Genomic DNA, 26,259 nt, shown 5'->3' with positions numbered 1-26,259 from the left:
ACCCCCCGAGGATATTTTTCGCAAGAGGAAACAAGGGCGGTGTCATTGGAAGGCGGTGCATCCGCTTTCTGGGGCATCAAGGCCCAGCGTGTCGAGTTCGGTGCGTTGGTGCAGGTAGCCGGGCAACGGCGCTTGTGCGACCAGCGCGCGGGCGGTGACCAGCGGGATCGGCTGGCGCATCTGGCCGTTCCAGGTGCGGTAGCTGAGCGGGCGGCCCTTGAAGCCGGCGAGTTCGAATTTATCCGACAGGATGAAGCTGCGCAGGGTGACCGGATCGGCGGTGCTGGTGCGGGTCACGGCCTCGCCCAGCGTGCGGATGGCGGCCCATGCGGCATAGTCGGTGGCGTGCATTGTGCGGTTTGACTGGTCGTGAAAGCGTGACTGCAATTGCGCCGCGCCCCATTGTTCGACAACGGGGGCCCAGGCGGTGGGCACCAGCCCTTCGGAGCCTGCAACCGGGCGCGGGGTCCAGGTGTTATAGGCGATGTAGCGGCCGAAATCATGCAGTTCGTCGGCGATCAGCAGCAGGTCGTATTTGCCGAGATCCTGGGTGAACAGCGGGACCTCTTGCGCGGCGTTGCGGCGCATATCGGCGTCGAAGATCCAGGATTTTTCGGTTGCGATCTTGAGGCCGAACTTGGTGGCGCTGGATCTGAGGGCCTCTGCAAAAGCGATGTCGCCGGGATGGGCACCGGTCACCATCGCAAGGCTGTCCCAGCGTTTGAAGCGGATGAATTGCATCAGCGCATCGGCGCGCATGGTGAGCGAGGGCAGGGTATGCAGAAGATTGGCGCGACAGTCGGTGTTTCGCAGGGCTTGCGCGGGCGCGGCGACGTTGAACAGCAGGGCGTCTTTGGCTTGCGCCAGATCGGCGATGGTCAGCAGGTCGGCGGCGGGGGTGTCGAGAATCAGCAGCGGGCTGTCAGACAGGGCCTGGATGGCGGCGGCGACCAGATCTCCGCCGATCGGGACTGTTCGGATATCGAGCGTGTAGCTGTGGCCCAGAAAGCCGCCCGTGGTCAGGTTGCCGGCAAGGCCAAGCTGCGCCCCGGCGATGCCGAGGTTATCGGGGATCGTGTCGAGGTTGGAGAGGATCGGCGGGCGGTCCTGATCCTGTTTGAGGTAGATGATCGGAACGTCGATATCGGCAACGGCCGTCTGGGCGCCCAGCAGCACGGCCAGAAAGATCTGCCAGATCTGTCGCATGGTCATCCCCTCCCATCAAATGCGGTTCCGGTCCTGAACCTTAAAGGGAGGTCGGAATCACCTTCTATTGTACCAATGTCGTACCCTGAGTGGGGTCGAAGTTGAACCAAAGTCGCGTATCATCAGACCCCGAGGGCGGGCTAGAACGCCGAAACACTGGTAAATGGAGGACACGCCATGTTCAGATTGCCTCTGGCCACGCTGGGCCTGATCGCCGCAGCGACTTTCGTTCAGGCGCACGGAGACGTTGCGCCACAGCCCGTCGATACCGACGTTTTGCCCGATGTGGGGGAAGAATGGTTGACGGAAAACCCTTATCGCGATGCCGGTGAGGATGTCTGGAAAGCTGCCATCGAGATCGGTGACAGCGGGTACAACCAGAATTGCGCACGCTGCCACGGATTGGGCGTTGTGTCGGGCGGGCTTGCGCCGGATCTGCGATACCTTGAAGCCGAAGAATATGGCGACGAGTGGTATGTGGAACGGTTTGAACTGGGGTATACCCAGAACGGCATCACCAAGATGCCCGCCTTTGGCGAATTGCTGGGCCAGAAAGCCGCCTGGGCGATCCGGACCTATATCGAAACCCGCCCCGATGACGGCGCGCTGGACGATGCCACGCCGCGTCTGCTGGAGATCCGGGATCAGTTGCAGGCGATGGCGGGCGGCGCGGATGGCGACACGGCGGCCTTGCTGGCCGAATTGCGCGGCGTTGCCGAGGCGGTCGAGACCGGATCGGGCGCCCCCGTGGCGGACAGCGTTGCATTCCGGGCGGCAAACCTGATCGAAGGTGAGACGCCAGATTTCAACGGGGCGGCCGAAGCGCTGACCGTTGGTTTGTCTGCGGCGCACTGAAGCTGCGGACCCGGGGCACATGATCGGAAATCAGGCCAGATTTGTCTTCTCCCTCGCTGCGGCGTGTTTGTTATCAGCACCCGCACTGGCGCGCTGCGCCGATCATGTGCCCCAGCCAAAACCTCAGAATGCCGGACGCGATGTCGTTGGTCAGGATCTGGATACGATTCAGGAGCAGGGGTTCATGACCTTTGCGGCCTATGAGGATTTTGCGCCCTGGTCTTGGGAGGAGGGCGGCAAGGTCAAAGGTGTCGATATCGAGATCGGGCGGCTGATTGCCGAGGATCTGGGGGTCGAGGCGCGGTTCAAGCTGGTCACGCCCGGCGAAAATCTGGATGCGGATCTGCGCAACTGGATCTGGAAAGGTCCGGTGGTGGGCGGGGCGGTGGCGAATGTGCTGCTGCATGTGCCCTATGACAGCGAATATGCCTGTCGGGTTGAGCAGGTCGTGTTCACCGGTACCTATCACGTTGAAGAAATTGCCATCGCTTATGACGAGGCTGCGTATCCGGAGGATAAGCCGGTGCCGGCCTATTTTCGGTTCGACACGGTGGGCGTCGAGAATGATTCGATTGCCGATTTTTACTTGTCGTCGTTTCCCGGCGGTCAGCTGCGGGGCAACGTAAGCCGGTTTTCGACAACCGGCGAGGCGATGGCCCGATTGGCGGCGGGCGAGACCATGGCGGCAATGGGGCCATTGGCACAACTGGAATTCGGGCTGGTCGATGGGGTGGGCGTGCATACGCCGCCGTTGCCGGGCTTTTCGGTCGGGTCATGGACGGTCGGGACTGCGGTGCATTTTGCCTATCGGCCTTTGGCGTATTCGGTGGAAGACGCGATCTTTGCGGCTGTGCAGGATGGGCGGATCGAGGCGATTTTTGACAGCCATGGGCTGAGTTACCGGGCACCTGAGCTGCGATAGACCTGTGCCTGGGTGCGCGGTCGGAGTTTTGAGTATTTGTCAAAGAGAAGAATGAGGGACGTCAGATCGTGAAGATCTGGGCCGGGCCCTGTTTTGGCAGGCCAGTGACGCGGGTGAGGCCGGGCAGGGCGTGCATCGCGGTTTCAATCTGAGGTTTGCTCATCAGGCAAAACGCGGTGGAGGCCGCGTCGGCAAGGGCGGCGCTGGTTGCTTCGACGGTGATGGTTGACCAGAGCGCCCCATGACCCAGCGGGTCAAGGATATGGCTGTCAGTGTCGCTGAGGTGCAGCGCGCCGGGGCTGGAGGTGGCGATGGCGCTATTGGTCAGCGGGCGGGTGGCAAAGAGGCCGCGCGCGGGATCGGACAGGCCGAGCTGGAACGGGCCGCCGAGGGCCGAGAATTCGCCAAGGTTGATCAGGACGCGAGTCAGGCCGAGCTGGTGCAGACGGTCGGTGGCCAGATCTGTGGCATAGCCCTGGGCGATGCCATTCAGGGTGAGGGCCTGACCGGGGCCGAGCGCGATCCGGTCGGGCGTAATTTGCACCCGGGTCCAGCCGACGGCTTTGCGGGCTTTGGTGGCATCGTGCCCAGTTGCCAACGCGTGCCAGAGCGGCTGGACGGTGGGGTCGAACCGGCCTTGGGTGGCTGTATGGACCTGCCCTGCGAGGGTCAGGAGCTTGGCCATGTCGGGGGAGGGGGGTGTCAGGGCGCCGCTTTGGTTCAGGCGCGAGAGTTCAGACGCCGCATCGTACAGGCTGAAACGGTGTTCGATGTCGCTGAGCAGGTCGCGGATTGCGCGAATCGCGACGTCGGCCTGCTTGGGTGGGGCGTGCAGGGTCAGCGTGCAGTCGGCCCCCATCGCATAGCCCTGCCAGCGTATTGGTTCGGCGCGGGCCGGCGTGGCCAGCACGGCGGCGGCGGTGAGCGTCAGGAAGCGGCGGCGGGTCAGGCTCATTCAGCGGCCTCCAATGTGGACTGGCCGCGTTTGCGGGCGGCGATGATCAGCGGCACGCAGCGGGTGGTGTCATTGTGGATGGTGACGCAATCGAGGCATTGGAAGCATTCGGAGTACCGGATTTCACCGGTTTTCTTGATGGCGCCATAGTTGCATTTGACCTTGCAGAGCTGGCAGGGCGATCCGCATTCGGCGCGCCGTTCGATCCAGTCGCGGCCCCGGACCAGGCCGCCGATGGCCATGACCGCACCAAGCGGGCAGACATAGCGGCAGAAGCCCTTGAACGTCATGGTGCCGATCACCAGCCAGACCGCCGCATAGGCGACATAGTACCATTCGCGGATGAAAAACGTTGTGATCGCGGTTTTGAAGGGTTCAACCTCGGCCGCCTTGTCGACGCGGTCGGGGGCGATGAAGACGGTGGCGACCAGCCCGGCGAGAAGGACATATTTGAACAGCTTGAGGCGTTTGTCCCACTCTGGAGAGGGTTCGATTTTGGGCAGGCGCAGTTTGCGGCCAATGTGATGCATGAATTCCTGCAGCGCGCCGAACGGGCAGAGCCAGCCGCAGAAATAGCCACGTCCCCAAAGCACGAAGCCGACGATCGTGAAGCCCCAGAGCATCAGCGAGAACGGATCGTAAAGCAGGAAGCTGAAGCTGCCGCCATCCATTGCGGTGCGCAGAACGGCCAGAGGGGTGACGATGGACAGCTGACCTTGACCCCACCAGCCAATGAAGACGGTGACAAAAGCAAGAATGGCAAGGCGCACAGGTGTGAAGCCTTTGGCGTCGGCCAGCGGGTTCATCCGGGTCAGCAACAGGCCGGTGAGGCCAATCAGGAAGACGCCAAGAATGATCAGGTCGGTCTGGCGATTGCGCAGCGCGTCGACCCAGGGCGGGACGGGTTTCACCACGACCGGGCGCGCGAAAAAGCGGTCATCGGTTTGGTGGGTGAGCGATAGGGTGACAGACCCAGCTTCAGGCTGGAACATGCCGTGCTTGCGGATCGCGGCGACATTGAGGGTCCATTCGCTGGCCGGGTCAAAGCCAAGGCGGCGGTCTGTGCGCAGGATCAGCATGGTGCCGTCATGCAGGGCGTCGGGCAGGGCATCGTTCAGTTCGACGAACAGGTCGCTGTCGCGCAAGGCAATGGGCAGGCCGTTCTGTTCGGCAGACAGCCAGTCGGGCGAAGTGTTGCGGACAAATTCGGGGCTGACCAACCCGTGGCGGGCGGTTTCTACCACGAGGATCGGTTCGTCCGTGGTCGAAATCGACAGGAATTCCTGCAACTCGTCATAGCCGTCATCAGACAAGACGGCCCGGGCGATGGATTTGGGGCCCAGGTCGACGACCCAGAGATCAAGATATGGAGCGTCGGGGTCGTCTTTGGCATCGGGGTCGTCGTCCTCCCACAGGGTGTCGGCGAACATCGCGTCAACTTCGGCGTTGGTGACGACTTTGTGGGCGACCAGGCCCTGATCGATCAGATCGGACCAGGTGAGGGTTTCGTCATGGTCGGGGTCGGGGAAGGCCGGGGGCTGAGTGGCGATGCCTTGCATCTTTTCGCGCGCAATCGCGAGGGCCGCGCCCATCACGGATTCGTGAGCAATGCGGACCGAGGCCGTCGCCTTGGTTACCCCATCCAGATAGACCAGCGAAGACCCGGAACCGCCGCCGCCGTAGGGCGTGCCGACAACAATCGAATCCGAGATCGAGAGGCCGGGGTATTGTTCGAAGAAGGCGTGAAACGGTGCCTGGCCCAGACCCGAGACAAAGATCGGTTCGTTGTGTTCGATCAGGCGGACGTCCAGAAACCGCCCCTCAAGGTCAAGGATGACCAGTGCGTTGATCGGCGCGCCGGAAAAGCCTGGCAGCGGTGCAAAGGGTTGCGTTTCAAAGACATAGCCGGCCTCGGCGCCGCCGGAATTCAGAAGTTGGTGCACGCCCTTGTCATTCAGCTGTTCACCGATGGAAAAGGGCGGCATCACAAATTCTGACATTTGCTCGGTGGTCATCTGTTCGGCCGCCGCCACCGTAAGCTGGCAGGCGAGCATCAGAATCCCGCACAGGAAAGAGGCAATCACACGCATATCGCGCAGAGTAGGGCGGCGGTTTTTGCGGCCCTATTCGACTATGGTCGCAAACCGGTGCGGGGTGAGTTTTTCGGGGTTCCGCATGGTATAAACCCAGCGGATCAGACCGGCGTCATCAAGGGCGAGGGTCAGCAGGTTTGTGAGTCTGCCGTTCCTAGACAGGGCAAGGGCGGGCTGGGCGTTGGCGACGACGAATGTGGGGGTGAGATCCGGTTTGCTTTTGCGTTGCAGGACCGACGAATAGACGTGCAGGATTTCAAGCGGGCCGATCAGCGGGCGGCGGGCGGCGCGGACGGTGGCTCCGCCATCGCTGATGGCAATTGCGTCAGGGGCCATGATCGACAGGGTTTCGGCATGATCCTGCGCGGCGATGGCGGCTGAGAACCGGGCAATCAGGGCCGCGACGTCTTGCGGCGGGGCGTCATAGCGGGGCCCGGCGGCTTGCAAGTGTTTGTGGGCACGGCTGACCAGTTGGCGGCAGGCGGCTTCGGAGCGGCCAAGGGTTTCGGCGATCTCGGCGTATCCGGCATCAAAGGCTTCGCGCAGGATAAAGGCAGCGCGTTCGGTTTCAGTCAGGCGTTCCATGGCCCAAAGCAGGGCGAGTTCGCATTCCTGCGCCATCACAAACGGGCTTTCGGCGGTGATGTCGGATTGCAGCAGCGGTTCTGGCAACCACGGGCCGACATAGGTTTCGCGCCGCGCCCGGGCCGAGCGCAGGGCGTCAATGGCGATGTTCGTGGCGACCTTGCGCAGCCAGCTGTGCGGGTTGTGCACCGTGTCTGCACTGGTCTGGGACCAGCGCAGCCACGTGTCCTGAACGGCGTCTTCGGCGGCGGCGACCTCGCCCAGCATGCGATAGCACAGGGCGGTGAGGGCCGGGCGCTGGGATTCGAACAGGGCGGTTTTGTCGGTCATGTGGCCCTCGTTTGCAATGGCGTGTCGATCCCGGCGAATTGCAGACGCTGGCAGGCCTTGCCCATGCCAAGGCTGCGTTTCAGGACAGGGTACATGCGCCCGGAGGCGGCGGCAAACGCGGCGGCGATGACGGTCTGGGGGCCGAACTTCTGGTCAATCTGGGCCCGCAGGTCGTCAGCTTCGGGCGCGTCCAGGATCGCGGCTTGTGCAAAGCGGAACCCAAGCCCAAGAGAACCCGCCTGTTCGGCTTGACCGATGGCGCACAGGCGCAGCTTTTCGGGATTTGCCCCGGCCTGGACCGCCATATCGACGACAAGCTGGGCGCAGGGGCCGCAATCGCCGTCTAGGGTTGAGCCAAACAGCGTGCCTGCCCAGACGGCTTGGCCGTGTTTCGGGCCACGATACTGGCTGAGCATCTGGAAGGCAGCAAGGCGCAGACCGGCATTGGTCGAGGTGTCGATCACGTGGTGCATATAGCCAGCGTCGTAGTCATAGCGGTTTTCGAACGAGGTGGCGCTGCGGTGCAGGAGTGTGCGAATCATCTGTCAGTGTCCTTTTTGATAAGCAAGGTGATGGAAATGAGGGCGAGCCAGGCCGGAAGCTGGATGCCCAGCAGGTTTGACAGGGCGACAAAGTCAAACGGCGCGCCGCGCCCGGCCCAGATCCAGATGTGAAACAGCGCGTGCAGGCAGGGCCACATGGCGGCCCAGAGCCCCAGAGCGATCGGGCCGCGCAGGGCAGACCAGATCAGCCCGCTGCCGGATACCAGGAAAATCAACGCGATATCGCGCACAAAGTGCATGTTGAATGGCCCGGTTGCGGTGACGCCGGGCACGGTGAGATACCAGTTTTCGGGCCATAGCCACATCCACAGGGCGTTGATTATGTGGAGCGCTCCCACCCCGATCACGATCACGATCAGTTTTTGCATTTGGGTCCTCTTTGAGACGGCTTCGAAACAAAGACGAGATGGCGCGCCGATCTGTGACATCGACGGGCGTGCATGTGCCGGGGGCTGACTTACGACCAAAGGTCTATTTCGTTTTGAAAAGGTTCGCGTTAGCGTGACTGCGAGGAAAACCCAGCCGACGGAGGATGAAATATGGCCTGGACTGCACCAAAACTGAAAGAAGTGAACTGCGGTATGGAGATCAACATGTACTCTCCCGCAGAGGACGAAGGCCGCGAGTACGAGCGCGACCTGCACTGATTTACTGAATTCGTCTGAACAACTGGCAGGCCCGAGATGAAGTTTCTGGTATTGGGTGCTGCGGCCGGGGGCGGGTTGCCGCAGTGGAACTGTGGTTGCCCCAACTGCGCCGATGCACGCGCCGGGAAAATTGCAAGCTCGGGCCAGTCGTCCTTGGCCGTGTCCGCCGATGGCGTTCGGTGGAGCGTGCTGAATGCGTCGCCCGATATAAGGGCGCAAGTGCAGGCGCTTCCGGCGCTTCATCCGCGCGAGCTGCGCGATACTCCCATCCATTCTGTCCTGCTGACCAACGGCGATATCGATCATATCGCCGGGCTGTTGTCGCTGCGCGAACAGACTCCGTTCGAGTTGTTTGCGACGGGCGAGATATTGAATGTGCTGGGCGAAAACCGGATCTTTGATGCGGTATCGCGCGAGAAAGTCGCGCGGTCGCCGATTTCGGTCGGGCAGGCGTTTGAATTGCAGCCCGGGATGCAGGCGACGGTGTTTCCAGTGCCGGGCAAAGTGCCGCTGTTCATGGAAGGCGACGTGGTCCAGACCGATCTGGTGGGCGAACAGACCGTCGGCGTGCGGCTGAGCGATGGCAACAAGGTGGCCTATTACATCCCCGGATGCGCAATGGTGACGCCCGAGCTGAAGGCGCAGATTGCGGATGCGGATCATCTGTTTTTCGACGGAACGCTGTGGGACGATGACGAGATGATCCGGTCGGGCACCGGGATCAAGACCGGGCGTCGGATGGGGCATATTCCGATCAGCGGGCCAGATGGATCAATCGCGCAGCTGGCTGATCTGGAGGCCGGTAAGACCTTTATTCACATCAATAATACGAACCCGGTCTGGCAGCCGGACAGTCGCGAGCGCGCCGAGGTTTATGCGCAGGGCTGGACCGTGGCCGCCGACGGGATGGAGATCGCGATATGAGTTCTGCTGAGCTGGAAGCCCGGTTGCGCGCCATTGGCGGCGAGCGGTATCACGACAAGCATCCGTTTCATCACAAGCTGCATGGGGGTGATTGCACGCCCGATCAGGTGCGGGCCTGGGTGATCAACCGCTGGGCCTATCAGGCGGCGATCCCGATGAAGGACGCGGCGTTTCTGTCGCGATGCAGCGACCCGGCGATGCGGCGGGAGTGGCGTTCGCGGATCGAAGATCATGATGGTGGCGTGGATGAAGGCGGAGGCCTGCGCCGTTGGCTGAAACTGGCCGAGGCGGTGGGGCTGGACCCGGATTATGTGGCCAGCGGACGGGGCGTTTTGCCCGCGACGCAATTCGCGGTGGATGCCTATATCCGATACGTGCGGGATATGCCGATGCTGCAGGCGGTGGCGTCGTCGCTGACCGAATTGTTCGCGCCCAAGATCCATGAGCGGCGGATCGAGGGTCTGCTTGAGCATTACGATTTTGCCAATACCGACAGCCTGTCGTATTTCCGCAAGCGACTGACAGAGGCCCCCAAGGACGTGGCCTTTGGCCTGCAATGGGTGCTGGATCATGCGGATACGCCCGAGAAAGAAGACATGGCCTGCGCGGCGTTGATCTTTAAAACCAACGTGTTGTGGGCGCAGCTGGATGCCTTGTCGGCAGCTTATGTCGAACCGGGGCGGATTCCGCCCGGGGCTTGGCACCCCGGAGAGGGGTTGTTGTGACGCTGGATCTGGCCGCCGAAGACGTGCCGTATCTGCCGCGCGGCGTGCGGTTGACGACAGATCGGGTGAGGGGCGGGACAGTGCTGCTGGCCCCGGAAAAGGCAGTGACGCTGGATGCAATTGGCGAGGCGATCCTGAGCCGGGTCACTGGCGCGGCCAGCTTTGGTGAGATCGTGGCGGACCTGGCCGCGACCTATGACGCGCCGGTTGATCAGATCCAGGGCGATGTGCAGACGTTCATGGTGGGGCTGCGCGCCCGCGTGTTTCTGTTGGTGAAGCCATGAGTGCGCCGCCGCCCATTGCTATGCTGGCCGAACTGACCCATCGCTGCCCACTGGCGTGCCCGTATTGTTCGAACCCTGTTGCATTGCTGGGCAAAGATGCCGAGCTGGATACGGACACCTGGCTGGATGTGTTCCGCCAGGCGGCGGATCTGGGGGTGCTGCAATTGCATTTGTCGGGGGGAGAACCGGCCTCGCGCCCGGATCTGGTGGACCTGACGGCGGGGGCGGTTCAGGCCGGGCTGTATACCAACCTGATCACCAGTGGCATCGGGCTGACCCCGAAACGGCTGGACGCGCTGGAGGCGGCGGGGCTGGATCATATCCAGTTGTCGATGCAGGGCACGACAGCTGCGCTGGCCGATTGGATCGGCGGGTACAAGGGCGGGTTTGACCGCAAGATGAAAGTTGCCGCCGAGATCAAGGAACGTGGCATTCCGCTGACACTGAACGCGGTGATGCATCGCCATAATCTGGACGACCTGGAGCGGACCATCGAGATGGCCGTCGACCTGGGGGCACGGCGACTGGAAGTGGCCTGTGTGCAGTTTCATGGCTGGGCGACAAAAAACCGGGGCATGCTGTTGCCAACGCGTGAGCAGACTTTGGCGGCCAAGCGTATCGTAGCCGAAGCACAGGTGCGGTTGCGTGGGGTGCTGGCGTTTGATTTCGTGCCGCCCGATTATTATGCCGATTTCCCCAAGGCCTGTATGGGCGGCTGGGGATCAGCGGGGCTGAACGTGGTTCCGGATGGGCGGGTGTTGCCGTGTCATGCGGCCGAAAGCATCCCGCATCTGGAGTTCGAGACTGTGCGCGCGCGGTCGCTCAAGGAGATCTGGTATGACAGCGCGGCATTCAATGCCTATCGCGGCACCGACTGGTTGCCCGAACCTTGCGCCGGGTGCGAGCGGAAGGAGATCGATTTTGGCGGCTGCCGGTGTCAGGCCATGGCGTTGGCCGGGGATGCGGCGGCGACCGATCCGGTGTGCCGCAAATCGCCGATGCATGGGGTGGTGACACAGTTGCTGGCCGACTCACTTGCCGAGCAGGTCGGCGATTTCACCTATCGTGCGGCACCGGCCCGGCAAGTCTGAACACGCTGCTGCTTATGCGGGCAACAGTTCGGTGCAATCGAGTGAATTGTGACGAATATGGAAACGCCATTGTCACAGGTATCGGCTGTCCGCCGCTAAACGGTTTTTCTTTCTTTGGATTCACCTCTAAACTGTCGCACAATATATGAACGCGTTTCGGCAAGGTGATGCCATGAAAAAGTTACTGATTTTGTTTGCTTTGGGGGCTGTGGTCGCAGGCTGCAACAACCCTTATCCGCTAAGCGGGTATGATGACGCCTGGTGGGTGAAAAAGGATTCCTGCGCGGCGGGTAACTATCAGGTGTGTTCCGATATTGGGCATATGGCACCGACGGCACCTCAGGTCAGCCAATCGACCTACACGATCTCTCAACCGATTATCGACTAAGCGCCGGGGCCACGATTGGCCCCGACGGTGTATTTGCGCGTCAGTCGCGGGTTCCTGAGAACCGTGTCTGCCAATCTTCGCGCTGCTCATCCGTGATTTTTGCAAACAGAACGTCCGGCACGGTGAACGCGTGGCCGGGTGCGAGGGCTGTAACGGCGGCGGCCACATCGTCGGGCCAGCTGTCATCATCTGTCTGCATCGCTTCCAACATGCGGGCAGAGGCATCGGGGATGAAGGGGGCGCTGAGCACGGCGTAAATGCGGATCAGGTTCAGGGCCAGACGCACCTGGGCTGCGGCCTGTTCGGGGTCGGTCTTGAAGGTCGACCACGGCGCGGCGCTTTGCAGGTATTCGTTGCCGATGACCCAAATCGCGCGTAGTTCCTGCGCCGATTTGCGGACCTCCATCGCGTCCATATGCCCTTCATAGGCGCGGATGCGGGTGGTGAGGTCGTCGATCACGGCCTGCTCCGTGGGGCCAAACTCGCCGCCGTCGGGGACGGCTTCGCCAAACTTGGCGCGGCAGAATTTGGTGATGCGGCTGACAAAATTGCCCAGCACGTCGGCGAGATCCTTGTTCACCGATTGCTGGAAGTTTTCCCAGGTGAATTCGCTGTCGCTGCTTTCGGGCACATGGGACAGCAGCCACCAGCGCCAGTAATCGGCCGACAGGATCTCAAGCGCCTGATCCTGGAACACGCCCCGGCCCTGGCTGGTCGAGAACTGACCGCCATCATAGTTCAGGTAGTTAAAGGATTTCAGGTGATCGACCATCTTCCATGGCTCTTTGCTGCCAAGGATGGTGGCGGGGAAGCTGAGCGTGTGGAAGGGGACGTTGTCCTTGCCCATGAACTGGACGTATTTCACATCATCCGCGCCCTTGTCGGTGCGCCACCAGCGTTCCCATGCGCTGTCGGGTTTGCCATGTGCGTCGGCCCATTCCTTGGCGCAGGCGATGTATTCGATGGGGGCGTCAAACCAGACATAAAAGACTTTGCCCTCCATTCCGGGCCAGTCTTCGTCGCCTTTCTTGACCGGGATGCCCCAGTCAAGATCGCGGGTGATGCCGCGGTCTTGCAGGCCGTCGCCGTCATGCAGCCATTTCTTGGCGATCGAGGTGGTGAGAATGGGCCAGTCTTTCTTGGAGTCGATCCACTGGTCAAGATCGTCTTTCAGGAGCGACTGGCGCAGGTACAGGTGCTTGGTCTCGCGTACCTCAAGGTCAGTGGAGCCCGAGATCGCCGAGCGCGGATCGATCAGGTCGGTCGGGTCGAGCTGCTTGGTGCAGTTTTCGCACTGATCGCCGCGCGCCTTGTCATACCCGCAGTTTGGGCAGGTGCCTTCGATATAGCGATCGGGCAGGAAGCGGCCATCGGCGTTGGAGTAAACCTGCCGTTCACTGATTTCTTCGATCAGGCCGTTTTCAGCCAGTTTGGCGGCCAGATGCTGGGTCAGGTCACGGTTCTGCGGGCTTGAGGACCGTCCGAAATGGTCAAAGGAGAGCCCGAATTGCCGCGCGATCCCGGCCTGAATGTCATGCAGTTCGGCGCAATAGTCGGCGACCGGCTTGCCGGCCTTGGCGGCGGCCAGCTCGGCAGGGGTGCCGTGTTCATCCGTCGCGCAGAGAAACAGGACCTCGTTGCCGCGCCCGCGCTGGAAGCGGGCATAGAGATCGGCCGGAAGCTGACTGCCGACCAGATTGCCCAGATGCTTGATCCCATTGATGTAGGGAAGAGCCGAGGTGATGAGAATGCGTGCCATATCCAGCGCCTTTGGTTCGTGTCGCTGCGTCTTTAACAGGGGGGGCAATAGGTTGCCAGCGTTCAGGTGTGGTTCAGTTGGCACCGGTCAGCTTGCCGATTTAGCCTTTGGTCGTTCGCTTCCCTGCGTTAACCTTTTGCGGCTGGTCCGATGACTGATCATTACGGCCACGGGCTAACGCAAGCGATGTGTTGGTCGAACTGTATAAACGTCAAGATTTTTGCCCTGGACGACAGATGATTCAACAGCCACCGTCCAGACCACCAATTTGATAGGTGTCGGGGCTTTGTTGATGGCGTGGATGCCGTCGGGAGGGGCATCCACGCCATCAACAAAGCCGATCCTGAACATAAAAAGTGCAATTGGGAAGCATATTATTTTTCACCTAATTAATGTGTAATTTGGGTGTACGTTTTGTTTTTCTGGATACATACCGAAAATCTGATATAAAGCTCTTGCTTGTTTTAAAGCCCTTGTCGACGTGTGTCTTTCGCGGGGGGCGTTGAAAGAAGCGTTTCAGGGGCCGGGTGCTCCGCCCGGGCTACCCTGACCAAGGGGAGATGCTCAGATGACGATTTATACAACGACTGTAGTTCAAGCGGCGACCGTATTCGATTTCGATGTGGAGAGTACCAATCTTTACGTCGCCGAGACGGGTGGCATTTTTTCGACGGGTGCGAATGCGACCGTTTACAGCACCGAAGGCTACAGTCGGGTGGTTGTGCAAGGTGAAATCGGGTCCGATGTGCATATTGCCGTGTTCCTTCTTGGCGGAAACTCGTCGGTGAGTGTCGGGCACAACGGGCAAATCGGCAGCGCAAGCTCTCAGGGTATCCAGATGCGCGGAAGCGAAAATGTCGTGAACAATGCCGGTTCCATTATTGGAACATGGGGCGTGTACGTTTACGGAAATGATACTACGGTCAACAACAGCGGGCATATTTTGGGGACAACCTCGGGAGATAACGATTACATAGAATCCGGGATTTTCATGGTTGATCGGGATAATGACTCGATGAATTCAGATTTTTTTATCAATAACTCTGGAATTGTGTCTGGGCACGATTATGCCATTTATGCCGGTGAGGTCGCTTTTTACACGTATTATGCGTCAAATACGTCTGTGAACAATTCCGGTACGTTGATGGGGGGCGGGTCGGGGGCCGTGTTCCTTGGGCTTGGCGCGGACACTCTGGTCAATACGGGCCTGATCATCGGAGATGTCTTCATGGGCGGTGACAATGATGTCTTCGACGGGCGCCTGGGTATGGTCGATGGCGATGTCCTGGGAGGCGCAGGGGACGATACATATGTGGTAGACACGGATGCGCTGTCGCTGGTCGAAAACGCGAGTGAAGGATTGGATACGGTTGAAAGCTTTGCGTCTTTTACCTTGGCCAATAACTTCGAGAATCTGGTGTTGCGCGGTAGTGAGGATCTGAACGGGTTCGGCAATGCAGCTGACAACACGATTGCCGGGAATGCCGGTGACAATACCCTTATCGGGCGCGGCGGCGTGGATACGCTGAACGGCGACGATGGGAATGACATGATGCGCGGTGGCGCGGGTGAAGATGTTCTGAACGGCGGTGACGGTGACGATCAGCTGCGCGGCCAGTCTGGTAACGACATGCTGAACGGCGACGAGGGCAATGACATCCTGTTTGGCGGCGCGGGCAGTGATCAGATGAATGGCGGCGATGGCGATGATGTGCTTGTGAGCGGCGCCGGAGGGGACAATATGAGGGGCGAGGCGGGGGGTGACACGTTCCGTTTCCTGAGGGCCTCGGACAGTCCTGATCTGGGGGTGGGGCCGCGCGCGGACCGGATTTATGACTTCGTGCAGGGCGAAGACGTCATCGATTTGCAAGCCGTGGTGCCCGGGACACTGGATTTCATCGGGTCCAGCGCTTTCAGTGCATCAGGTCAGGCCGAGGTTCGGGTCACGGATGACGGGAACAGCGCCCGCGAAGTGCGGGTTGACGTTGATGGTGACGGCACCTCGGACATGTGGATCAGGGTGCTGAATATCAGCAGTCTGAATGAGGCAGACTTTATCCTGTAAGCGCTGGAGGGCTCAGTCCCGGTCGCGCTGGCGGCCGGTCAGGCGGCCAATCACGAAGGATGTGCGCGGGGCATAGATATAGCGGGTGCGGTCTTCGGGGGCCGGGCGGGCGCGCATCCGGGTCAGGCCGAAGACCACCAGCACAAGATGGGCAAGTGCGATCATCCAGAACATCGCGGGCGGTCCATAGGCGCTGATCAGGCGCGAGGCCACGTAAGGCGCGGCGATGGCGCCAAGGGCGAAGTAGAACATCAAGGCGGCGGACAGTTCGACCCGGTCTTCGTTGGCGGTAAAATCATGGGCGTGGGCGGCGGCGACCGAATAGATCGGGAACGTGGTCAGCCCGAAGATCACCGCGTTGGCCATGACGATATTGGTGCCAAATCCCTGCACGACTATGGTGAGCGCCGAACTGGCGATGGCTGCCGCCGAGAGCCAGATCAGCACCCAGCGGCGGTCGAACTTGTCGGCCAGCCAGCCGACCGGATATTGCGCCAGCGCGCCACCGAGGACGAAAGAGGCCAGGAACCAGCCGATTTGCCCGGCGGTGAGCCCGACCTCTTGCCCATAAATCGGGCCGACCATCCGGAACGACGCAGAAGACAGGGCGGCGACTACAACGGCAGCGGCGGCCAGCGGCGAGCGGCGCAGCGGCATCATCGGGCGCAGGCGCGGGGCAGACGGGGTTTCGGGTTGCTTGACCTTGGTCAGTGTCAGTGGCAGCAGGGCGGCGCAGCACAGCATGGCGAGAATGTTGTAAGACACATAGCTGGCGGGGGTCAGGACGCCGATCATCAGCTGCGCGACCAGCGATCCGCTCATGTCGACAACGCGGTAGATGCCCATGGTGCGGCCGCGGCTTTCATTGGTGACCTTGGCCTGCAACCACGCCTCGATCACCGTATAACAGCCTGCGACGCACATGCCCGAGGCCACCCGCATGGCGGCCCAGGCGTAGGGGTCGGTGATCAGCATGTGGGCCATCAGCCCGATGGCCCCTGTGGCGGTAAACGCCGCAAAGGCGCGGGAGTGGCCGACGCTGCCCATCAGGCGGGGTGCCCACCAGCAGCCGATGAAGAAGCCAAGGAAATGTGCAGACCCCAGAAGACCGATCTGGGCGGTCGAGAAGTGCAGCGCCAGACCGGACAGCGCGTCAAGCGGGCCAACGCCTCCTGACGAGAGCTGCAGCAGCACCACTGACAGGAACAGGGCCGAGAAAGAAATTATCATCTGCATGGCTTGGCCAAAATGACAGGGGCAGGATGGGTGGCTTGTGTTTTTTCGACGTTCTGATGTCGCCGTTGGGGTTTTTGATCAGCCTGCGGCATGGACGACTGCGGTGATGTCCAGGCCAACCGCATCTGCAACAAGGTCGGCGTATCCGGAGGCCCCGAACCGGCTGCGGCTGATCTGGCCACTGAGACGTGCTGACAGGGTGCTGAGGTCATCGGGGGCCGTGTCGCGCGGGCGGTAGAGTTCGGCGTTCAGTTGCACGGGGTGTGTGATGCCGCGCAGGGTGAGGTTGCCCCGGATCGTCGCGCCCAGGGACAGGCGGTTGTCAGCGGCCAGTTGCACGCTGGTTGTGGCGAAGGTGATTTTGGGGAAGCGATCGGTATCCAGAATTTCGGGGCCGGCCATGGCGCGGGCGGCGATGTCGAGCGATGTTTTGGCCGAGGCGGCGTCAAGGACGACCTGGAAACGGCTGTCTTCGAGGCGCAGCGGATCGACGGTGATTTGGGCCGATTTGACGGGCATCGTGCCGGTTTGCATCAGGCCCGCGATGGAAAAGGTGAACTGGACGTTGGATGCTTTTGTATCGAGCCGGTAGGAAACCGGTGCCGCAAGGGCGGGTGTCATGGGGGCGGCCAACAGTGCCAGCAGGGCATGTCGCCGGGAAATCAAATACATACCGCGGACGATAGGGCAGTGCGGGCGGTAAGGTAAGGGGCCTCATGGGGTTTTCATGCGGGGCCGGTGGACAGGTCGGTCAGCTCAAGACCCGCACGGGGGCGGGTTTGGGTGGCGGCCCAGCTTTTGGGGGGCAGGGTGCGGGCGCGGCGACGCTCAAGCCGCCAGGTGCGGGCGCGGCCCTGATGTGCGGGGGCCATGTGCCAGCGGCTTTCGATGCCCTGCGCGCCGCCGTCGCCGGGGGTCAGCAGCAGGCCCAGTGGCGCCGTGCCGGATGTCGCGCCGGTTTCGGCCGCCAGATGCATGCGCCGGACCGGGGTCAGGGCCGGGGGGCCGGGCAGGTCGGCCACCACCAGCGGGACGGGGCCGGCGCGCAATGCCTCTTCGGTGCACCAGAGCAGGTCATCGGCGCGGCGTGCGTGGACAAAGAGAAACCGGGCCGGGTCGACAAAGGGCAGCATGCCGTCGGGGTTCAGTTGATCGGATTCCCAATCGGGGAGGATCCACAGCACGGGGCCGGTCATGCGCCCGGCCAGCCACATGGCAAAGGTGCGCCGTGAGGGGCCGCAGGCCTCGTGGACCCGGCCCTGTGCCAGCGTGATCTGGTCATGCAGCGCGAAGTGCGGACCGGCGCGCCGGTCGGTGCGGGTGAGAAGGTGAGTCGCCATAGTCGCAGGTTACAATGTTCACTTTATGTTCTCAATTGGAGTCTTTCGGGGTGAGCGGTGTTGTCGGGCATTGCCCCTGCCGGGTGGCGCGCTAGGGTTGCGCCAAACACGAAAGGAACCGCGCATGAAGATGAACCCTCTGGGCCGTACCGGCCTGACTGTCTCGGAGCTGTGTCTTGGAACGATGACGTTTGGCACCCAGACCCCGGAAGCCGACGGGCATGCCCAGATGAATGTCGCGCTGGCGGCGGGTATCAATATTGTCGATACGGCTGAAATGTATCCCGTGAACCCTATATCGGCTGAGACCACCGGGCGCACCGAAGAGATCATCGGGACCTGGAATGCGGCCAACCCGGGACGGCGGGGCGAGTACATTCTGGCGACCAAACATTCGGGGGCCGGATTGGGCCATATCCGCGACGGCGCGCCGATCACGCCGGAATCGATCCCCGGGACCATCGAGGCGTCGCTGACACGGCTTCAGACGGATTACATCGACCTGTATCAGTTTCACTGGCCGAACCGGGGCAGTTATATGTTCCGTCAGAACTGGACCTATGATCCGTCAGCGCAGAACCGTGACGAGACGCTGGCCAATATGGAAGCGTGCCTTGAGGCGCTGCAGGTGCAGGTGGACAAGGGCAACATCCGCCATTTCGGTCTGTCGAACGAAAGTGCCTGGGGCACGGCGCAGTGGTTGCGGATTGCCGAGACGCACGGCTGGCCGCGTGTGGCGTCTGTGCAGAATGAATATTCGTTGCTGTGCCGGTTGTATGACACGGATATGGCCGAGCTGAGCATCAATGAAGATGTCGGGTTGCTGTCGTTTTCGCCATTGGCGACCGGGTTGCTGACTGGCAAGTACCAGGATGGGGCGGTTCCGGACGGATCACGGTTGGCCGTGGCGAAAGTTGTCAGCGGGTCCAGCGATCTGGGGGGACGGATGACGGATCGCGTTTTGCCTGCTGCCCAGGCCTATCTGGATATTGCCAAGCGGCACGGGATCGATCCGGTGCACATGGCGCTGGCCTGGTGCCGGATGCGGCCTTTCATGGCGTCGGCGATCTTCGGGGCGACGCATATGGTTCAGCTGGACCATGCGCTGGAGTCGGTCAATGTGGTGCTGAGCGACGAGGTGTTGCGTGAGATCGACACCGCGCATCGGGCGCATCCGATGCCGTATTAAGGCGTGGGTTCGGGAGGGGGCGCTGCCCCCTCTTGGCCATTGGCCAATTCACCCCCGGGATATTTTCAGCAAGAGGAAAAGATCAGGCAAAGCCTTTGAGGCGGATGTCGCGGGCAGAGCGGCCATGGGCGGCTTTGAAGGCGCGGGCGAAGCTGGATTGTGAGGCGAACCCGGTGGCGAGCGCGACGTCCTGCAGTGGTTGGTCGGTGTCGATGACAAGGCGCATCGCTTCGGTCAGGCGCAGGTGCAGGTAATGCGCTTGCGGCGTGGTGTTCAGCCGGTCGCGGAACTGGGTTTGCAGAGAGCGCGGGCTTTGGCCTGAGCGGCGCGCGATTTCGGTCAGGGGCAGCGGGGCGTCGAGCGATTGCTCCATGGTCGCACTGGCGCGGGCGGTAACCGCGTTGTGGCCGGGGTGACCTCCGGCGCGGCTTTGCTGGCGCATCGGGTTTTGCGGGCTGTCATGGATGAAGGCTCCGGCGACACGGGTCGCGAGGGGCTGGCCGAAATCGGTGGCGATCAGGGACAGCATCATGTCGAGCCCGGGCATCGCGCCGCCACTGGTCAGGCGGGCGCCGTCGATATGAAAGCGGTCGGGGAGCACGTTGACGGTTGGGAACCGGGCGGCAAACCGATCGAGGTCTTCCCAATGGGTCGTGGCGTTGTGGCGATCCAGCAGGCCTGCCGTCGCCATCAGCCAGGGGCCGCCGTCGAACCCGGCGATCCGAGCCCCCGAGGCCGCGATCCGGCGCAGGCCCGCGCGCAGGGCCGGGGTATCTTGTTGCTCAAGCTCGAAACTGGCGATGATCAGGAGCAGATCGCAAGCCGTTATGCGCGACAGAGCCTCGCCCGGGACAGGCAGGCCGCTGGTCAGCCGGGATGGATCGCCCGTGGCGGTGGCGTAGGTCCAGGTGAACAAAGGGCGGTTCGCCATCCGGTTTGCGGCCCGCATCGGATCAACTGCAGCGGCGAGGCTGAGCATGTTGGCGCCATTCAGAACCAGAACGGTGACCCGCAGCGGAGGGGCATTTTTTGCGTATTTCATCAAATTGGGAGCATATTACGTAAAGTGGATATCGCCAAGCCCGGTCATGATACGGGCCAGATCAGATTGGAGGGTTCCATGCCACTGACCATGAACAAAGAGGTTTTTATCACCTGCGCCGTGACCGGTTCGGGCAGCTCTCAGGATCGCAGCCCGCATGTGCCGCGCTCGCCCCAGCAGATCGCGGACAGTGCGATTGACGCGGCGCGGGCCGGGGCAGCGGTAGTGCATTGCCATGTCCGCGACCCTGAAACCGGCGTGCCCTCGCGCGATCTGGCGCTGTATCGCGAAGTGACGGACCGGGTCCGCGAATCCGAGGTCGACGTGGTGCTGAACCTGACGGCGGGCATGGGCGGGGACATCGTATTCGGGCCGACCGAAGCGCCGTTTCCGGTGAACGAAGACGGCACCGACATGATCGGTGCGGCAGAGCGGGTCGAACATATTGCGCAATGTCTGCCCGAGATCTGCACGCTGGATTGCGGCACGATGAACTTTGCCGAAGCCGATTACGTGATGACCAACACGCCCGGCATGCTGACGGCGATGGGGCGGATGATGACCCATCTGGGTGTGAAGCCCGAGATCGAGGCGTTTGACACCGGCCATCTTTGGTACGCCAAGCAGCTGGTCAAGGACGGCGTTCTGAATGCGCCCGCGTTGGTGCAGCTGTGCATGGGGGTTCCGTGGGGGGCGCCGAACGACCTGAACACCTTCATGGCGATGGTCAATAACGTGCCGGACGACTGGACGTTCAGCGCGTTTTCGCTGGGCCGGGACCAGATGGCTTATGTTGCCGCTGCCGTGCTGGCGGGCGGGCATGTGCGTGTTGGTCTGGAGGACAACCTGTGGCTGGACAAGGGTGTGCTGGCGACCAATGCGCAGCTGGTCGAACGGTCGGTCACGATCATCGAGAACATGGGCGCCCGGGTGATCGGACCGGATGAGGTGCGGGCCAAGCTGGGGCTGGTCAAACGTGCGCCCAAAGCGGCCTGACCGATCCGCGCGGCAGTTTTGACCGTATAGGGATCAGAACCGTTCACTTCAGGAGACTTCATATGTTGCGCCGTCTGATTGCGATTGCCTCGATCTTTGCTGCCACCTCTGCCGGGGCCGAGGGGTACCGGGATACGACTGTCCCGATGACCGTCGATACCACGCTGGACCTGACGCAGTATCTGGGCAAGTGGTACGAGATTGCCCGCTTCCCGAACCGGTTTGAAAAAGACTGCATGGCGGTCACGGCAGAATATTCGGCGCGCGGTGATGGCCGGATCGATGTTCTGAACACCTGCCGCAAAGGCGCGGTGGACGGGCCGGTGAAACAGGCCAAGGGCGTGGCACGCCCGGTCGAGGCAGGCAAGCTTGAGGTCACATTTGTGCCCGGGTTGTCGGTGCTTGGATTTCTGTGGGGCGATTATTGGGTGCTGGATGTGACCGGGGATTATTCGGTCGCTGTGGTCGGCGCCCCCGAGGGCACAACAGGGTGGATCCTGGCCCGGGCCGCGCAGATTTCGGACACAGAATACGAGGCAGCGCAGGCGGTTCTGCGGGCCAACGGGTATGACACGGATGCGCTGTATCGCGTTCCGCAAACAAAGGACTGACAAGGTATGGCGCGACAGGTTGCGGCAATCATTGGTGGCGGCGTAATCGGGGGCGGCTGGGCCGCACGGTTTTTGCTGAATGGCTGGGATGTACGGGTGTTTGACCCGGACCCGGAAGCCGAGCGCAAGATCGACGAAGTGCTGGCCAATGCGCGCCACAGCCTGCCTGGGTTGGCGGATGCTCCGATGCCCGCAGAGGGGGCTTTGACCTTTCATGCGGATCTGGCGGAAGCTGTTGCCGGGGCTGCGTGGGTTCAGGAAAGCGTGCCGGAACGGCTGGATCTGAAGCTGAAAGTGTATGCCGGGTTGCAGGCCGCCTGTGACGAAGGGGCGATCATCGGGTCGTCCACCAGCGGGTTCAAACCGTCCGAATTGCAGGAAGGCGCGGCGCGGCCCGGTCAGATCGTAGTCACGCATCCGTTCAACCCGGTGTATCTGTTGCCGCTGATTGAACTGGTGACGACGGCGGCCAATGATGCCGATTTGATCGCGCGCGCCAAGGACACTCTGTCGGGTCTGGGCATGTTCCCGTTGCACGTGAAGAAGGAAATCGATGCGCATATTGCGGACCGGTTCCTTGAGGCGGTGTGGCGCGAGGCGTTGTGGCTGGTCAAGGATGGCGTGGCCACGACGGAAGAGATCGACGAGGCGATCCGCATGGGCTTTGGCATTCGCTGGGCGCAGATGGGGCTGTTCGAGACCTATCGCGTGGCCGGGGGCGAAGCCGGAATGCGCCATTTCATGGCCCAGTTTGGCCCGGCGCTGAAATGGCCTTGGACCAAGCTGATGGATGTGCCCGAGTTCACCGACGAGCTGGTCGATCTGATCGCCGATCAGTCGGACGCGCAATCGGGGCAGCATTCGATCCGCGAACTGGAGCGCATTCGCGATGACAACCTTGTCGGCATGATGCGGGCGCTAAAGCCGTTTGACTGGGGCGCGGGGGCGGTTCTGAACGCTCAGGACGCACGCCTGAAGGCGGGGACTCCGCTGGGCGACGGGCTGGACGCGGCTGGTGATCTGGCGCAACCGATCCTGACGTTGTCGACCGCCGTGCCGATCGATTGGGCCGATTACAATGGCCACATGACCGAGTCGCGGTATCTGGATGCGTTTGCGCGCGCGACTGACCGGTTCATGCAACTGATCGGCTGTGATGCGGATTACATCTCGGACCCTGAGGGCGGCAGTTACTTCACCGCTGAAAGCCATATCCGGCATCTGGATGAATGTCTTGTGGGCGACCGGATCGAAGTGCGTACACAGATGCTGTTGGGCAAGGGCAAGAAGCTGCACCTGTTCCATCGAATGTACAAGGACGGCAATCTGATTGCGACGGGCGAGCATTTTCTGCTGCATGTCAGTCTGAAGACGCGCAAACCGTGTGCGCCGTCCGACGCGATTGAAACGGCGATGGCGCGGATTGGCGCGGCCCAGGCCGGGCTGGCCTATCCTGAAGGGGCGGGCAACGCGATCCGCAAGCCAGGATGAGCGCGCGGGTCCTGATCACGGCCGGGGCGTCCGGAATTGGCCGTGCCAAGGCCGAGGCCTTTGCCGAAGGCGGCACGCAGGTCTGGGTGACGGATGTGGATGCCGGGGCCTTAAAGGCCTGTCCAGCAACGTGGCACACGACCTGCGTCGATGTCGCGGACGAGGCCGGGATGGCTGAGTTGGGCCGTTCAATCGAGGCCGCGTGGGGCGGGCTGGATGTGCTGTGCGCCAACGCCGGGATAGCCGGACCGACGGCGCCTGTCGAGGAAGTGACGCTGGACGGCTGGCGCGCCTGCACGGCGGTCAATCTGGATGGCGCGTTTCTGGCGGCCAAGCTGGCCGCTCCGATGATGAAGGCGCAGGGTGCAGGGGCAATTGTTCTGACCTCGTCCACCGCCGGGCAGTTCGGGTACCCGAACCGGTCGCCCTATGCTGCGGCAAAATGGGGCGTGATCGGGTTGATGAAGACGCTGGCGATGGAGCTTGGGCCGTTTGGCATCCGCGCCAATGCGATTTGTCCGGGGGCCGTGGAAGGGCCGCGGATGGAAGGCGTTCTGGCGCGCGAGGCGGCGGCCAAGGGGATGACCCGCGACGAGGTGTACTCAGGATATGCTTCTGGAACGTCGATGCGGTCCTTTGTCGAAGCCCAGGATATTGCCGCGATGGCCGTGTTCTTGGCTTCGGATGCGGCGCGGATGGTCTCGGGGCAGGTGATTGCCGTCGATGGACATACCGAGAACCCGGATCCTAAGCCCTGAGCTTGGAAATGCCCGGCGTGGCCGGGCTGCCTTCGGCGAGGGTATTTGAAACAAGAAAGAAGCAGGCGGGGGGTCTTGGCTTCTTTCTTGTTTCAAATACCCAATTCTGCAGGCGCGATCAGGCGATAGCGGCGCGCAGGTGACGCAGGTGCGTGGGTAGGTGGCGGGCGGTAAGATCTGCTTCGCGCACCAATCGGTCGAAATGGTTGGTGAAAATCTCGACCCGTTCAAGGTCGCGAAATGCGAGGTAGTTGCTGCCGACATAGAGCACGCAAAGTAGCGGGCCGAACACCGTGAGCGGCGAGGAAAACAGCCTTCGTGCGTCAAACAGATAGATCCTCAGGCGCGGATAGAGTTGTTCGGTGAGGTCGTGGAACCTGTCGAGCTGTTCCAGCCGGATGTCGAGTGGGACGTCCTGATAATAGCCGACGCCATGGGCAAAGCTGTGCAGTTCATAAAGCGGCATGGCGATTTCATAGTCGGATCGGGCGCTGCGCATCCATTCAAGCCGGTCTTCGGAGGCACCAATGGCCTGATCGGCGGTGCGACCCAGGTGCGGTGTATATTCCCATTCCATCAGGGCGCGGGTTTTCAGCATGTCGGGCAGGGCGGCGGGGACGTGGCGGATTTTGTAACCTGCTGCCTCGCGGTGCCAGTCGAAGATTCGTTCATCGACGAGGGCGCGGGCGGCCTCGGTGACTGACAGGCTTGCTGACAGAAGGTCGGCTGCGCTTTCAGGTCGGTCCGACAATCCCAACAGCCAGTCAGCCGAGACGCCAAGCGCAGTGGCGCAGGCGCCGACCACATGGGCGTTGGGCAGGCGCGCGCCGTCATCGGTCAGAAGTTGCGAAATTGTCGACCGGTCGACGGCGGTGGCGCGGGCCAGCGCGCTTTGAGTGGTGTCGGTGTCGCGCATGGCCTGTGCAAGGCGGTCGCGAAACCGGGCGGCGCGCAGGCGTTTGTCCATTATTTCTATCATGTAGTGATATTTATCACATTATGTGAGTTTTGTTAATCATATCCTGAATGGTCGATCATGGGTCGTTGGCTGTAACAAAAACGTGAGCAGCACAGCAGGAGGCAGAATGGAAACGCGGCAAAGATCGGTGGTGAAAGCGGTGATCTGGAACCTGATCGGGCTGGCAATGATGGCCCTTGTCGGATTGATTGCAACCGGATCGGTGGCCATTGGCGGTGCCATGGCACTGGTCAATGCGGGTCTCGGGCTGGTGATTTATCTGGTGTACGAGCGGGTTTGGGCCAATGTCAGCTGGGGCCGGAATGTCTGAGCCGCTGCGTCAGACGGCCTCCCCGCCGGAATGGGGCACATTTGTTTTGATCTTGGGCTGTTATGGTCTGTGGGCATTTGCGGTGTTCATGGTCGCGGAATGGAGTGGTCTCGCGGGTTTTGCGCTGGCCACAGTGACGGCGGCGTTGCATTCATCGCTGACGCATGAGGTGCTGCACGGGCATCCATTTCGCTCAAAACCGCTGAACGAGGCGCTGATGGCGTTACCGCTGACGCTGGCCATTCCGTATAACCGGTTTCGCGATCTGCATCTGGCGCACCATCAGGACGCCAACCTGACTGATCCCTATGATGATCCTGAAACCAACTACCTTGATCCGGCGATCTGGGTCGGTCTGTCGCCTTGGCAACAGCGTTTGCACGCGGTGAACAACACGCTGCTGGGGCGGATCGTGCTGGGGCCGGCCATTGGGCAAGTGCGGTTCATGTCGGATGAGTGGCGGTTGGCGCGGCAGGGTGATCGGGCGGTCTGGTTGGCCTGGGCGCTGCATCTGCCAGGCGTGGCCGCGGTCCTGGGCCTGGTGGCGGTGTCGCCGATGCCGGTCTGGGCCTGTCTGTTATCGGCCTATGTAGCGCTGGGCATCCTGAAGATCCGCACGTTTCTTGAACATCAGGCGCACGAAAAGGTGCGCGGGCGGACCGTGATCATCGAAGACCGGGGGCTGCTGGCGTTTCTGTTTCTCAACAACAACCTGCATGTGGTGCATCATATGAACCCGCGGGCGGCGTGGTATCAGTTGCCCGCGCTGTATCGGGCGGGCAAGGCGCGGTATCTTGAGGTCAATGACGGCTATGTGTTTCGATCTTACGGTGAGGTTTTTCGCCGGTATTTCCTGAAAGCCAAAGACCCGGTGCCGCATCCGCTCTGGCCTGAGGTGTAGATACGCGCCATAGG

General features: G+C 61.9%; 28 protein-coding genes. 16 read left to right on the top strand and 12 right to left on the bottom strand.

The features are described 5' to 3' along the window. Positions 1-42 precede the first annotated feature (42 nt). Positions 43-1,206, bottom strand: coding sequence for a lanthanide ABC transporter ABC transporter substrate-binding protein PedA1 (gene pedA1 / locus FOY56_RS03445; RefSeq protein WP_222434953.1), 1,164 nt, complete (start codon positions 1,204-1,206; stop codon positions 43-45). A gap of 177 nt (positions 1,207-1,383) precedes the next feature. On the opposite strand from pedA1, the gene pedF reads away from it, so the two are divergent. Together pedF and FOY56_RS03435 are read left to right on the top strand one after the other, a co-directional pair. Next, positions 1,384-2,061, top strand: coding sequence for a cytochrome c-550 PedF (gene pedF, locus FOY56_RS03440; protein WP_146344384.1), 678 nt, complete (start codon positions 1,384-1,386; stop codon positions 2,059-2,061). 19 nt (positions 2,062-2,080) lie between these two features. Next, on the top strand, positions 2,081-2,983 hold the full coding sequence (locus tag FOY56_RS03435; protein WP_146344383.1) for a substrate-binding periplasmic protein: 903 nt from the start codon (positions 2,081-2,083) through the stop codon (positions 2,981-2,983). A gap of 61 nt (positions 2,984-3,044) precedes the next feature. On the opposite strand, the gene FOY56_RS03430 is transcribed toward FOY56_RS03435, so the two are convergent. From FOY56_RS03430 to FOY56_RS03410, 5 genes are read right to left on the bottom strand one after another with little or no spacing between them, the layout of a single operon-like run. Beyond that, positions 3,045-3,938: an FAD:protein FMN transferase gene (locus FOY56_RS03430; protein ID WP_146344382.1), complete on the bottom strand. Its 894-nt coding sequence runs from the start codon at positions 3,936-3,938 to the stop codon at positions 3,045-3,047. Then, entirely contained in the window at positions 3,935-6,028 is a 2,094-nt protein-coding gene (locus FOY56_RS03425; protein WP_425468351.1) for a 4Fe-4S binding protein, read from the bottom strand. The genes FOY56_RS03430 and FOY56_RS03425 overlap by 4 nt, the downstream gene beginning before the upstream one ends. A 33-nt stretch (positions 6,029-6,061) precedes the next feature. Beyond that, positions 6,062-6,946 carry an RNA polymerase sigma factor SigJ gene (gene sigJ / locus FOY56_RS03420; protein WP_146344381.1) on the bottom strand — a complete coding sequence of 295 codons (885 nt, stop codon included), beginning with the start codon at positions 6,944-6,946 and terminating at the stop codon, positions 6,062-6,064. After that, positions 6,943-7,488 carry a hypothetical protein gene (locus FOY56_RS03415; protein WP_186766228.1) on the bottom strand — a complete coding sequence of 182 codons (546 nt, stop codon included), beginning with the start codon at positions 7,486-7,488 and terminating at the stop codon, positions 6,943-6,945. Before FOY56_RS03415 ends, sigJ begins: the two co-directional genes overlap by 4 nt. Next, on the bottom strand, positions 7,485-7,877 hold the full coding sequence (locus tag FOY56_RS03410; protein WP_146344380.1) for a hypothetical protein: 393 nt from the start codon (positions 7,875-7,877) through the stop codon (positions 7,485-7,487). The genes FOY56_RS03415 and FOY56_RS03410 overlap by 4 nt, the downstream gene beginning before the upstream one ends. 171 nt (positions 7,878-8,048) lie before the next feature. On the opposite strand from FOY56_RS03410, the gene pqqA reads away from it, so the two are divergent. From pqqA to FOY56_RS03380, 6 genes are all read left to right on the top strand, one after another. Beyond that, positions 8,049-8,156 (top strand): pyrroloquinoline quinone precursor peptide PqqA, encoded by a 108-nt coding sequence (pqqA, locus tag FOY56_RS03405; protein WP_146344379.1) that lies wholly within the window; start codon positions 8,049-8,051, stop codon positions 8,154-8,156. Positions 8,157-8,192: 36 nt separating this feature from the next. Beyond that, entirely contained in the window at positions 8,193-9,080 is an 888-nt protein-coding gene (gene pqqB / locus FOY56_RS03400) for a pyrroloquinoline quinone biosynthesis protein PqqB (RefSeq protein ID WP_146344378.1), read from the top strand. After that, positions 9,077-9,805 carry a pyrroloquinoline-quinone synthase PqqC gene (pqqC, locus tag FOY56_RS03395; protein ID WP_146344377.1) on the top strand — a complete coding sequence of 243 codons (729 nt, stop codon included), beginning with the start codon at positions 9,077-9,079 and terminating at the stop codon, positions 9,803-9,805. Before pqqB ends, pqqC begins: the two co-directional genes overlap by 4 nt. Continuing rightward, positions 9,802-10,089 carry a pyrroloquinoline quinone biosynthesis peptide chaperone PqqD gene (gene pqqD, locus FOY56_RS03390; protein WP_146344376.1) on the top strand — a complete coding sequence of 96 codons (288 nt, stop codon included), beginning with the start codon at positions 9,802-9,804 and terminating at the stop codon, positions 10,087-10,089. Before pqqC ends, pqqD begins: the two co-directional genes overlap by 4 nt. Continuing rightward, positions 10,086-11,180 carry a pyrroloquinoline quinone biosynthesis protein PqqE gene (gene pqqE, locus FOY56_RS03385; protein WP_146344375.1) on the top strand — a complete coding sequence of 365 codons (1,095 nt, stop codon included), beginning with the start codon at positions 10,086-10,088 and terminating at the stop codon, positions 11,178-11,180. Before pqqD ends, pqqE begins: the two co-directional genes overlap by 4 nt. A gap of 172 nt (positions 11,181-11,352) precedes the next feature. After that, entirely contained in the window at positions 11,353-11,568 is a 216-nt protein-coding gene (locus FOY56_RS03380) for a hypothetical protein (protein ID WP_146344374.1), read from the top strand. A gap of 40 nt (positions 11,569-11,608) precedes the next feature. Here FOY56_RS03380 and metG read toward each other — a convergent pair whose 3' ends face one another. Next, the gene (gene metG, locus FOY56_RS03375; RefSeq protein WP_146344373.1) at positions 11,609-13,327 is read right to left on the bottom strand and encodes a methionine--tRNA ligase; all 1,719 of its coding nucleotides are present in this window, start codon (positions 13,325-13,327) and stop codon (positions 11,609-11,611) included. Between the two features lie 568 nt (positions 13,328-13,895). On the opposite strand from metG, the gene FOY56_RS03370 reads away from it, so the two are divergent. Then, the gene (locus FOY56_RS03370; protein ID WP_146344372.1) at positions 13,896-15,392 is read left to right on the top strand and encodes a calcium-binding protein; all 1,497 of its coding nucleotides are present in this window, start codon (positions 13,896-13,898) and stop codon (positions 15,390-15,392) included. Positions 15,393-15,404: 12 nt separating this feature from the next. On the opposite strand, the gene FOY56_RS03365 is transcribed toward FOY56_RS03370, so the two are convergent. From FOY56_RS03365 to FOY56_RS03355, 3 genes are all read right to left on the bottom strand, one after another. After that, positions 15,405-16,628, bottom strand: coding sequence for an MFS transporter (locus tag FOY56_RS03365; protein WP_146344371.1), 1,224 nt, complete (start codon positions 16,626-16,628; stop codon positions 15,405-15,407). A 78-nt stretch (positions 16,629-16,706) separates the two neighbouring features. Continuing rightward, positions 16,707-17,249 carry a YceI family protein gene (locus tag FOY56_RS03360; protein ID WP_246139396.1) on the bottom strand — a complete coding sequence of 181 codons (543 nt, stop codon included), beginning with the start codon at positions 17,247-17,249 and terminating at the stop codon, positions 16,707-16,709. Positions 17,250-17,353: 104 nt separating this feature from the next. Further along, positions 17,354-17,968, bottom strand: a complete 615-nt coding sequence (locus FOY56_RS03355; protein WP_146344369.1) for an ImuA family protein — start codon at positions 17,966-17,968, stop codon at positions 17,354-17,356. A 124-nt stretch (positions 17,969-18,092) separates the two neighbouring features. On the opposite strand from FOY56_RS03355, the gene FOY56_RS03350 reads away from it, so the two are divergent. Next, entirely contained in the window at positions 18,093-19,157 is a 1,065-nt protein-coding gene (locus FOY56_RS03350; protein ID WP_146344368.1) for an aldo/keto reductase, read from the top strand. Positions 19,158-19,239: 82 nt separating this feature from the next. Here FOY56_RS03350 and FOY56_RS03345 read toward each other — a convergent pair whose 3' ends face one another. Further along, complete coding sequence (locus FOY56_RS03345) at positions 19,240-20,199, bottom strand: GlxA family transcriptional regulator (protein ID WP_146344367.1); 960 nt, start codon at positions 20,197-20,199, stop codon at positions 19,240-19,242. A gap of 78 nt (positions 20,200-20,277) precedes the next feature. Between FOY56_RS03345 and bcoG the strand changes: the two genes are divergently transcribed. From bcoG to FOY56_RS03325, 4 genes are all read left to right on the top strand, one after another. Next, positions 20,278-21,195: a 3-dehydrocarnitine:acetyl-CoA trimethylamine transferase BcoG gene (gene bcoG / locus FOY56_RS03340; protein WP_146344366.1), complete on the top strand. Its 918-nt coding sequence runs from the start codon at positions 20,278-20,280 to the stop codon at positions 21,193-21,195. A 62-nt stretch (positions 21,196-21,257) separates the two neighbouring features. Continuing rightward, a complete protein-coding gene (locus FOY56_RS03335) occupies positions 21,258-21,806 on the top strand; it encodes a lipocalin family protein (RefSeq protein WP_146344365.1) in 549 nt (182 codons plus the stop codon). Between the two features lie 6 nt (positions 21,807-21,812). After that, on the top strand, positions 21,813-23,297 hold the full coding sequence (locus FOY56_RS03330) for a carnitine 3-dehydrogenase (protein ID WP_146344364.1): 1,485 nt from the start codon (positions 21,813-21,815) through the stop codon (positions 23,295-23,297). Further along, positions 23,294-24,055, top strand: a complete 762-nt coding sequence (locus tag FOY56_RS03325; protein WP_146344363.1) for an SDR family oxidoreductase — start codon at positions 23,294-23,296, stop codon at positions 24,053-24,055. The genes FOY56_RS03330 and FOY56_RS03325 overlap by 4 nt, the downstream gene beginning before the upstream one ends. Positions 24,056-24,173: 118 nt before the next feature. On the opposite strand, the gene FOY56_RS03320 is transcribed toward FOY56_RS03325, so the two are convergent. After that, positions 24,174-25,034: a helix-turn-helix domain-containing protein gene (locus FOY56_RS03320; RefSeq protein ID WP_146344362.1), complete on the bottom strand. Its 861-nt coding sequence runs from the start codon at positions 25,032-25,034 to the stop codon at positions 24,174-24,176. Between the two features lie 106 nt (positions 25,035-25,140). Here FOY56_RS03320 and FOY56_RS03315 point away from each other — a divergent pair, with 106 nt between their 5' ends. Next, positions 25,141-25,344: a DUF2061 domain-containing protein gene (locus FOY56_RS03315; protein ID WP_146344361.1), complete on the top strand. Its 204-nt coding sequence runs from the start codon at positions 25,141-25,143 to the stop codon at positions 25,342-25,344. Then, entirely contained in the window at positions 25,337-26,245 is a 909-nt protein-coding gene (locus FOY56_RS03310; RefSeq protein ID WP_146344360.1) for a fatty acid desaturase, read from the top strand. Before FOY56_RS03315 ends, FOY56_RS03310 begins: the two co-directional genes overlap by 8 nt. Positions 26,246-26,259: the final 14 nt, after the last annotated feature.

This window comes from Falsiphaeobacter marinintestinus (genome assembly GCF_007923355.1).
In the GTDB taxonomy this organism is placed as follows: Bacteria; Pseudomonadota; Alphaproteobacteria; order Rhodobacterales; family Rhodobacteraceae; genus Phaeobacter_A; species Phaeobacter_A marinintestinus.
This window is presented reverse-complemented; position numbering and strand designations above follow the sequence as displayed.